Genomic DNA, 6,698 nt, shown 5'->3' on the forward strand with positions numbered 1-6,698 from the left:
AAATCTTATTTGCAAGAAGGCGACAGCTTAATAATTTCAGCGATGGAGCATCATTCAAATATTTTACCATGGCAAATCATTTGTGAAGAGAAAAAGGCGACTCTGAAAGTAATTCCATTCGACGAAAAGGGTGAATTACAAATGGATGCATTTGAAAAATTGTTAGACGATTCTGTAAAAATTATAGCGGTTACTTATGTATCTAATTCACTGGCGACGGTAAATCCTGTCCAAGAGATTATTCAAAAGGCACATGCGAAAAATATTCCGGTTTTATTAGATGCAGCGCAAGCCGTGCAACACATCCCAATTTCGGTACAAAAATTAGATACCGATTTTATGGTTTTTTCGGGCCACAAAATGTATGGCCCAACAGGCATCGGTGTTTTATACGGTAAAGAAGAATGGTTAAACAAATTACCACCTTATCAAGGGGGCGGCGATATGATAAAATCGGTAAGTTTCGAAAAGACTATTTACAACGAATTACCTTTCAAATTTGAGGCCGGCACACCCGATATTTCAGGTGCCATTGTTTTGGGCTATGCGGTGGATTATATCAATCAAATTGGTCTGGAAAGAATACACGCTACAGAAGCTGATTTAATGAGCTATGCGATCACTGCCTTAAAATCTATACCGCAGATTCGTTTCATTGGCGAAGCGGGAAACAGAGCCGGTGTAATTTCATTTTTATTAGGTAATGCACATCCCTTTGATACGGGTGAATTGCTGGACAAGCAGGGGATAGCAGTGCGTACAGGCCATCACTGTTGCCAGCCGGTAATGGATATTTTCAAAATTCCCGGAACAGTCAGGGCATCTTTTGCATTTTATAATACCAAAGAAGAAATTGATATCCTTATAAAAGGATTGGAAAAAGCGGCGACAATTTTGTTATAATGAATTTGAAAAATGTGGCAAATGTCTTATAATTTCCACAGCTTTGGGTCGATCAGACCTTCTAAATAACGCCTTTTTATTTTTGAATTTTCACTTTTGAATTAACTGATGACAATAGAAGAATCACAACAAGAAATTATAGATGAGTTTGCTTATCTCACTGACTGGATGGATAAATATGAAATGATCATCCAAATGGGGAAAGAACTCCCACTAATCGACGAACAATATAAAAAACCAGAAAACCTCATCAAGGGTTGCCAATCACAAGTATGGCTGCATGCCGAAAATAAAGACAATCTTTTATATTTCACAGCAGACAGTGATGCTCTGATTACAAAGGGCTTGGTGGCAATGGTGGTAAAAGTGCTGTCGGCACATTCCGCCAAAGAAATTATCGACAGCAATTTGCATTTTGTAGATGATATTGGTTTAAAGAGCCATTTATCCCCTACGCGCTCCAACGGATTGTTGTCTATGTTGAAGCAAATAAAAAATTATGCAATTGCCTTTCACTCCTTAGAAAAATAAAAAATTATGAGTAACGAAATTACATTAAGAGACAGAATTGACGAAGCCTTACGTACCGTGTATGATCCCGAAATCCCATGTAACATTGTAGAGCTGGGATTGATTTATAAAACTGACATCAAGGATAATAACGAAGTATTTGTCACCATGACTTTGACTGCCCCGGGATGCCCGGTAGCTGGCGATATTGTTCTAGAAGTGCAAGAAAAAGTGAAAGCAGTAGAGGGTGTCTCTGATGCACATATCCAGCTTACATTTGATCCACAGTGGACGCAAGAAATGATGAGTGAAGAAGCAAAATTAGAACTAGGCTTTTTGTAAAAAGAATATATAATTATAATCGTCTTCCTGTGAGTAAATTCCTTTTTATATTTTTCATAGTTGTATTCGGACTATACATACTATTTAGCCGTCGACCCGACTATTTTGATGGTCAAATGACTGTAGCCACCATACATTTTGTAAGAGACAGCGCTACACATAAACTTCAACCAAAAGCATTCTTTTCTTTAAATGGAAAAGACAGTATCAGCATTAACCCTACTTATCTATTTCGGACTTTTACAGAGAACGAAAAAGTTTCCGTCATTTACGAAAATGCTTCTCCTCAAAATGCGGCCATTTACAGTTGGTGGGGATATTGGATTACTTGGAAAGAGCTATTAGCTTGCATTATAGGCTACTTTATTTTGTTTCAGGCAGCCCTTTCTATAGTTAAAAATCCCGCTCCTGAAGCCATGCAAGAACTCGAGGATTATAGAAATAAACCTAAAGAAAAAAGGCGCAGATATAAATAAATCACCTTCAAAGCTTTATATTATAATAGGCCCCAGGAATAAGTAATATATTTTTAGAAGAAATAACCACTTATATAATGACTTTAAAATCGTTCCATTTAAACTCCTGAGAAATTAGAGAAATATCTTCTAACAGAGTTATAGATTTTTATTGACGGCTTTATTCTCCACTATTTCCAGAATAAATTATATTCACAGAAAAATTATGCGCACTTTTTTAATTGTAATTCTATTGGTCTTCTCCAATATATTTATGACAACAGCGTGGTATTGGCATCTTAAACCTGGGTTCACCAATGTTCCTATTTGGAAAATAATCTTAATAAGTTGGGGCATCGCTATCTTTGAATACTGCCTTACAGTACCAGCTAATCATTATGGTAATGAGTGGGGAATCAGTCCCTTTAAATTAAAAATAATACAAGAGGTCGTTACGCTGGTGGTATTTACTTTTTTTGCCGTTTTTTATCTTAAACAACCCTTTCACTGGAAATACCTGGTCAGTTTTGCTTTCATCTTGGGAGCGGTGTATTTTGCCTTTAAGCAATAAATATTATTGTTTAAAATTTGTAATTCTTATAAACAGTTTCACATGGATATCTAAATATTAAGGTTATTTTTCTATTTTAACCTATCAAAATGAACGGGTTCCAGGCAATTATTTAAAAAAATAAAAAAAAATATTTGATAAGTGGTTATTATTATTACCTTAGTTCCGTAAACGTTTACACTACTGATGGAAAAAGTAACAATAACTGTCTTGGCCGAAAAGCTAAACACCACGCCTGCCACTATTTCACGGGCACTTAATAATCATCCCGCCATCAGTGATGCGACGAAAAAGAAAGTTCATGCACTCGCAGATAAATTAAATTACAAAAGAAATAAAATTGCCTCTTCCTTACGTTCTGGTAAAACCTTCACCGTCGGGGTATTGATACCCAGTGCAAATATCAGCTTTTTCGGATCTGTCGTTCACGGCATAGAAAATATTGCCAATGCAAATGGCTACAACATCCTTCTTTATCAAACCAATGAAAGCCGGAAATCCGAGGGAAAAGGGATCGAAGCATTATTATCAGCACACGTAGATGGCATACTGATTTCCATATCTAAAGAAACAAAAGACTACGGACATTTATCCGACGCAAAGAAGTTAGGCGTGCCTATTGTTTTCTTTGACAGAGCCAAAGAAGGATTGGGAATCTCCTCTGTAGTGATAGATGATTATAAGGGTGCCTTTATGGCCACGGAACACTTGATAAAACAAGGCTATAAACATATTGCGCACATATCCGGCCCCTTACACCTGAAGGTGTTTAAGGATAGAATGGAGGGCTACAAAGCTGCCATGCAGCAATACAAAATGAAGTTCAAAGAAAGCTGGTTTTTTGAAGGCGATGTATCTATCGAAGCGGGGAAAGCGGCGATCAGCCATTTTCTTAGCCTCAAAGAAAAACCCGATGCGGTGTTCGCAGTGGAGGATTATTCTGCTTTAGGGGCTTTGAAAGAATTGAAAAACAGAAATATTGCCGTACCAGAAAGATTTGGCGTCTTTGGTTTTGCGAACGAACTATTTGCAGAGCACCTCAGCCCTAGCCTGTCTTCTGTAGACCAACAAACTGTACTGATGGGTAAAGAAGCTATGCAACTTTTACTTTCACTAATGGTCAGCAAAAAACAGCCCACAACCTGTACAAATATCACCTTAGATCCTCTATTAATTTTTAGAGAATCTTCTCAAAGAAAAATAAAGTAAGATAAAGAATGAACAACTGTCTAAAAGAGGTAAAAGAAAAATTCGTAGAGGAATTTAAGGAACAACCATTGTTAGTTAGAGCTCCTGGGCGAGTAAATCTAATTGGTGAACATACCGATTATAATAATGGTTTTGTATTACCAGCTGCCATTAACAAGGCAATTTATTTAGCCGTTTCCAAAAGAGAAGATGATAAAATTCATCTTATTTCCCTCGATTTAAACCAGGAATATATTACGTCCTTAACGGCGATCGAAAAAAATGACAAGCACTGGACATTGTACATTTTAGGCGTTGTTTTACAATTGCAAGACCATGGCTATAAGGTTGGGGGCTTTAATTGTGTTTTCTGCGGTGATATTCCTTTAGGCGCAGGTCTATCCTCCTCAGCAGCTTTGGAATGCGGCGTTGGTTTTTCATTGAATGAATTATTTGGCTTAAATATCAATAAAATCAATCTGGCAAAATATGCACAAAGAGCGGAGAACCAATTTGTAGGTGTCAAATGTGGTATTATGGATCAATTCGCCAGCATGATGGGCAAAAAAAATCAAGTAATAAAACTCGATTGCCAAACAATGCAATATGAATACAATCCTTTAAAAATGGATGGTATTCAAATTGTTTTATTCGATACCAATGTGGAACACTCGCTTGCCTCATCCGAATACAATACACGACGGGCGCAATGTGAAGCTGGTGTAAAAATGATTAAAGAAAAGTACCCAGAAATAAATAGTTTGCGGGACGCAACCATAGAAATGTTGAATGAAATGGTTTTACCAAAAGATGAACTCATTTATCGACGTTGTAAATACGTGGTAGAAGAAAACATTCGCCTACTAACAGGCTGTGAAGATTTGCAGAAGGGTGACGTAACCAGTTTTGGTAAAAAAATGTTCGCGACCCATGAAGGTTTAAGCAGAGACTATGAAGTAAGTTGTAAAGAGTTAGATTTTTTGATAGACTCAGTGAAAGATAACCCCAATGTATTAGGTGCACGCATGATGGGTGGTGGCTTTGGCGGCTGTACAATCAATCTAATTAAAGAAGACGCTATAGACGATTTGGTAAAAACCATTTCGGAGAAATACCTGTCGGCCACCAATAAAAAACCAAAAGTATATATTGCAAAAATTGAAGACGGCGTTTCGCTCGTTTAAAAATAAATCCATCACCATTTCTTCATTCAATTTTTTTATAAAAACCAAATAATGAAATTAGAACTCAATTTAATTGACTATTTAGTGATCCTTACCTACTTCATCTTCGTAATTGGTATCGGTTACGTGCTGAAGAAGAAGATGAAAACCAGCAATGACTTCTTGATGAGTGGTCGCTCTATCCCCATGTGGGTAGCCAGCCTGGCTTTTATCTCTGCCAACTTAGGGGCACAAGAAGTATTGGGAATGGCTGCCTCCGGCGCCAAATATGGTTTGTATACGACACACTTCTATTGGTTAGGCGCAGCACTCGCGATGGTGTTTTTAGGGATTTTTATGATGCCCTTTTATTACGGTAGCAAAGCTCGATCTGTACCCGAATATCTAGCCTTACGCTATGATGAAAAAACACGTGGATTCAATGCCATCACTTTTGCCATTATGACGATATTCTCTTCCGGTATTTCTTTATATGCGTTGGCTATCTTATTGCAGGCGATGTTGGGTTGGAATTTCAATTCCTCCATATTAGTTGCTTCTGTTATAGTATTAGCTTATACCTATCTGGGCGGATTGACAAGCGCGGTTTACAATGAGGTGCTACAGTTCTTTTTAATTGTGTTAGGGATTGCTCCATTGGTATATCTCGGCTTACACCACGTAGGTGGATGGGAAGGACTCAAAGCCCATGTCGAACCGGAATTGATGCACGTATGGAAAGGAATGGGCAGCGATAAAACGAATCCAATGGGAACTAATTATGGTAGCCTCATTTTTGGATTGGGCTTTGTATTAGCATTTGGTTACTGGTGTACTGATTTCCTGGTAGTACAACGAGCGATGGTCACCAAAAATATCAATGATGCCCAAATGACGCCTATCTATGCCTCTATTCCGAAAATATTTATGCCTATCATTGTAATTCTTCCGGGAATTATTGCATTGGCATTGATGAAAACAGACCCCTCTTATACAATTCCTTTAGCAAAAGGCGGAGGTTATGATTACAACATGACTTTACCTTCTTTGCTACAACATTTTTACCCAAATGGTCTATTGGGCGTCGGTTTGACCGCACTAATCGCTTCTTTTATGAGCGGAATGGCGGGAAATGTAACGGCTTTTAATACAGTATTTACCTTTGATATCTATCAATCTTATATTAAGAAAAACGCCCCGGATAGCCACTATTTAAAAGTAGGAAAATATGTTACCGTTTTTGGTATCATTGCTTCTATCGCTACAGCATATCTGGCGCAGAGTTTTGATAATATTATGGACTTTTTACAATTGGTATTTGGATTTATCAATGCACCTCTATTTGCCACTTTCTTCTTAGGAATGTTCTGGAAAAAGGCAACAGCCAATGGTGCCTTCTATGGTTTGATATCCGGTACAGCTGCAGCGGCAGCTACACATGGCTTAACCATTGCAGAAGGCAAAGGAGGCTGGTTGGCACACATACTACACATCGACCCATTGTTTAATTTTAGTTCTTCTATGGGACAAAATTTCAATATTGCATCGGTTGCGTTCATCGTATGT

At 37.8% G+C, this 6,698-nt stretch carries 8 protein-coding genes; all 8 read left to right on the forward strand.

The features are described from left to right. Nucleotides 1-903 (forward strand): cysteine desulfurase (locus tag ACQR30_RS13540; protein WP_429736004.1); only part of this gene is annotated, 903 nt, incomplete at its 5' end. A gap of 108 nt (nt 904-1,011) precedes the next feature. Beyond that, complete coding sequence (locus tag ACQR30_RS13545) at nt 1,012-1,434, forward strand: SufE family protein (RefSeq protein WP_429736006.1); 423 nt, start codon at nt 1,012-1,014, stop codon at nt 1,432-1,434. Nucleotides 1,435-1,440: 6 nt separating this feature from the next. Continuing rightward, nucleotides 1,441-1,755 carry a DUF59 domain-containing protein gene (locus ACQR30_RS13550; RefSeq protein ID WP_429736008.1) on the forward strand — a complete coding sequence of 105 codons (315 nt, stop codon included), beginning with the start codon at nt 1,441-1,443 and terminating at the stop codon, nt 1,753-1,755. Nucleotides 1,756-1,784: 29 nt separating this feature from the next. Next, the gene (locus ACQR30_RS13555; RefSeq protein WP_429736010.1) at nt 1,785-2,231 is read left to right on the forward strand and encodes a hypothetical protein; all 447 of its coding nucleotides are present in this window, start codon (nt 1,785-1,787) and stop codon (nt 2,229-2,231) included. A gap of 205 nt (nt 2,232-2,436) precedes the next feature. Further along, complete coding sequence (locus tag ACQR30_RS13560; RefSeq protein ID WP_429736012.1) at nt 2,437-2,781, forward strand: DMT family protein; 345 nt, start codon at nt 2,437-2,439, stop codon at nt 2,779-2,781. Between the two features lie 186 nt (nt 2,782-2,967). Continuing rightward, entirely contained in the window at nt 2,968-3,990 is a 1,023-nt protein-coding gene (locus ACQR30_RS13565; RefSeq protein ID WP_429736014.1) for a LacI family DNA-binding transcriptional regulator, read from the forward strand. A gap of 8 nt (nt 3,991-3,998) precedes the next feature. Next, nucleotides 3,999-5,153 carry a galactokinase gene (locus tag ACQR30_RS13570; protein WP_429736016.1) on the forward strand — a complete coding sequence of 385 codons (1,155 nt, stop codon included), beginning with the start codon at nt 3,999-4,001 and terminating at the stop codon, nt 5,151-5,153. A 51-nt stretch (nt 5,154-5,204) separates the two neighbouring features. Next, on the forward strand, nt 5,205-6,698 hold a 1,494-nt coding region (locus ACQR30_RS13575; protein WP_429736018.1), incomplete at its 3' end, for a sodium:solute symporter family protein.

It is taken from the genome of Arachidicoccus sp., from assembly GCF_050436765.1.
GTDB lineage: Bacteria > Bacteroidota > Bacteroidia > Chitinophagales > Chitinophagaceae > Arachidicoccus.

Coding starts and splice junctions, on each gene's coding strand:
- ACQR30_RS13570 (WP_429736016.1), top strand. CDS start 3,999: ATGAACAACTGTCTAAAAGAGGTAAAAGAAAAATTCGTAGAGGAATTT.
- ACQR30_RS13565 (WP_429736014.1), top strand. CDS start 2,968: ATGGAAAAAGTAACAATAACTGTCTTGGCCGAAAAGCTAAACACCACG.
- ACQR30_RS13560 (WP_429736012.1), top strand. CDS start 2,437: ATGCGCACTTTTTTAATTGTAATTCTATTGGTCTTCTCCAATATATTT.
- ACQR30_RS13550 (WP_429736008.1), top strand. CDS start 1,441: ATGAGTAACGAAATTACATTAAGAGACAGAATTGACGAAGCCTTACGT.
- ACQR30_RS13545 (WP_429736006.1), top strand. CDS start 1,012: ATGACAATAGAAGAATCACAACAAGAAATTATAGATGAGTTTGCTTAT.